The sequence below is a fragment of the Nocardioides sp. NPDC057772 genome (assembly GCF_042798075.1).
Taxonomy (GTDB): domain Bacteria; phylum Actinomycetota; class Actinomycetes; order Propionibacteriales; family Nocardioidaceae; genus Nocardioides.
Genome location: NZ_JBHVKN010000370.1, coordinates 1 through 2083 on the forward strand (window position 1 = coordinate 1; position 2083 = coordinate 2083).

Consider the following 2083-nt stretch of genomic DNA (forward strand, 5'->3'; position numbering starts at 1 on the left):
AATACCCGGTCCCATCCCGAACCCGGAAGTCAAGCCCTTCAGCGCCGATGGTACTGCAACCGAGAGGCTGTGGGAGAGTAGGACGCCGCCGGACAAAATTTCAGGTAGAGGCCGCCCTTTGGGCGGCCTCTACTGCTTTTACTGGCGAATGATCTGGGATCTTTCGAAGTCAGCTGCCGCAGGCAGCAGTGAGGATGGCAGCTATGGCTGACGAGCGCCGTAGCAACAGAGGCGGTAAGCCCGCCGGACGCCCGGGGCGTCCGAAGAGCCCTTCGACACGCTCAGGAGGGCCCTCAGGTTCATCCACCGGTGGCCGTGGTGGCCGATCGGGTGGGGGCCGGAGCAGCGATCGCCGCGATGGTGGCGGTGGCCGCGGAGGCGAGCAGCGCCGTGACGGCGGCCGGGGCGGCGACGAGCGCCGCGACGGCAAGCCGTCGACCGGCCGCGGTGGCCCGCGCGTAAGTGGCCGTTCGGACGGTCCGAAGCGCGGTGGCGGCAGCGACCGCAAGGGTGGCTACTCCAAGGACCGCGGCGGCAAGCCCGGTGGCAAGCCGCAGCGTCGCTTCGACGAGCCGCGCGAGGAGCGTACGGCGGATCAGCGGGCCTACGACGGTCCGGAGCTTCCGCCCGAGGTGACCGGCAAGGAGCTGGACCGTTCGATCTCGGCTCAGCTGCGCGGTCTGCCGGAGAAGCTGGCGGCGCGTATCGCCCGCCACCTCGTGGCCGCCGACATGTACATCGACTCCGACCCCGAGCTGGCCTACCAGCACGCCAAGGCGGCCAAGTCGCGCACCCAGCGGATCGCGGTGATTCGCGAGGCCCTGGGCGAGGCCGCGTACGCTGCGGGCCACTACTCCGAGGCGCTCGCGGAGCTGCGCGCTGCCAAGCGGATGAACGGCGCGACGGCCTACCTCCCGATCATGGCGGACTGCCACCGTGCGCTCGGCCAGCCCGAGCAGGCGATCAAGCTCGCCCACAGCCCGTCCGTGGTGAACTTCGAGGCGCCGGCGAAGGCCGAGATGACCATCGTCGAGGCCGGTGCTCGCCGCGACATGGGCCAGTACGACGCCGCCCTGCGCATCCTCGAGCAGTCGCCGCTCAACAACAAGAGCCGCGAGCCCTGGGTGGTGCGACTGCGCTACGCGTACGCCGACACGCTCCAGGACGCGGGCCGGGACAAGGACGCACTGACCTGGTTCCACCGCACCTACGCGATCGACGCCGACGAGATCACCGACGCCGCGGCGCGGGCCGAGGCGCTCGAGAAGACGGTCGAGAGGGACTGAGAACCGCATCAGATCGTGTGGTCGGTGGCGGTCGACAGGTGTGTCGGCCGCCACTGACCGTTTTGGCCCGATACTGGAGATCCTGGGCCGGGTAGGTAAGAATGGACAGTACAACTACATCCATGTGATCCGCCGAAGTGTTTCCTTCACGCATGATCGAGCCCGCTGGGGAAGGCGTAGCTCGCGCCGCAACGAAGGAGATATTCGGTGACCACTCAGATCAAGGACCCGAGCGCCTCGCGTGGTATCGCCCGAGGCGTTGTGTTCGTGCATTCGGCTCCCTCCGCGCTCTGCCCTCACATCGAATGGGCCGTCGCGGGGGTGCTTGGTGTGCCGGTGAACTTCGACTGGACGGCGCAGCCCGCCCAGGCCGGCACCTACCGAGCCGAGCTCTTCTGGTCGGGAGCGATCGGTTCCGCCGCCGCGATCGCCTCGGCGCTGAAGGGCTGGACACACCTGCGCTTCGAGGTCACCGAGGACGCCACGTCGACCTCTGAGGGCGCGCGCTACTCCTTCACGCCCGACCTCGGCGTCTTCCACGCCGTCACCGGGATGCACGGCGACATCATGATCCCCGAGGACCGGCTGAAGGCCGCGGTCGTGAAGGCCGCACTCGGCGACACGACGCTCGAGCTCGAGGTGGACAAGCTCCTCGGCAAGCCGTGGGACGACGAGCTGGAGACGTTCCGTCACGCGGGGGAGGGCGCCCCCGTACGCTGGCTGCACCAGGTCGTCTGAGCGACCCGGTCGGCCGCAGAGCACGGCCGACGACGAAACCGAGGCCCCGGAGCGTCAGC

General features: G+C 69.0%; 2 protein-coding genes and 1 rRNA gene. All 3 read left to right on the forward strand.

Translation table 11 applies throughout. The annotated features are described in order from the left end of the window. Nucleotides 1-94, forward strand: a 5S ribosomal RNA gene (rrf, locus tag ACFVJS_RS27765); the annotation flags it as partial. Nucleotides 95-203: 109 nt separating this feature from the next. After that, nucleotides 204-1286, forward strand: coding sequence for a tetratricopeptide repeat protein (locus ACFVJS_RS27770; RefSeq protein ID WP_378886769.1), 1083 nt, complete (start codon nucleotides 204-206; stop codon nucleotides 1284-1286). A 246-nt stretch (nucleotides 1287-1532) separates the two neighbouring features. Continuing rightward, entirely contained in the window at nucleotides 1533-2024 is a 492-nt protein-coding gene (locus tag ACFVJS_RS27775) for a DUF3145 domain-containing protein (RefSeq protein ID WP_378886770.1), read from the forward strand. The last annotated feature ends 59 nt before the right edge of the window (nucleotides 2025-2083 follow it).

Bases quoted from the DNA above. Each gene is read 5' to 3' on its own strand.
- ACFVJS_RS27770 (WP_378886769.1), top strand. From the start codon at position 204: ATGGCTGACGAGCGCCGTAGCAACAGAGGCGGTAAGCCCGCCGGACGC.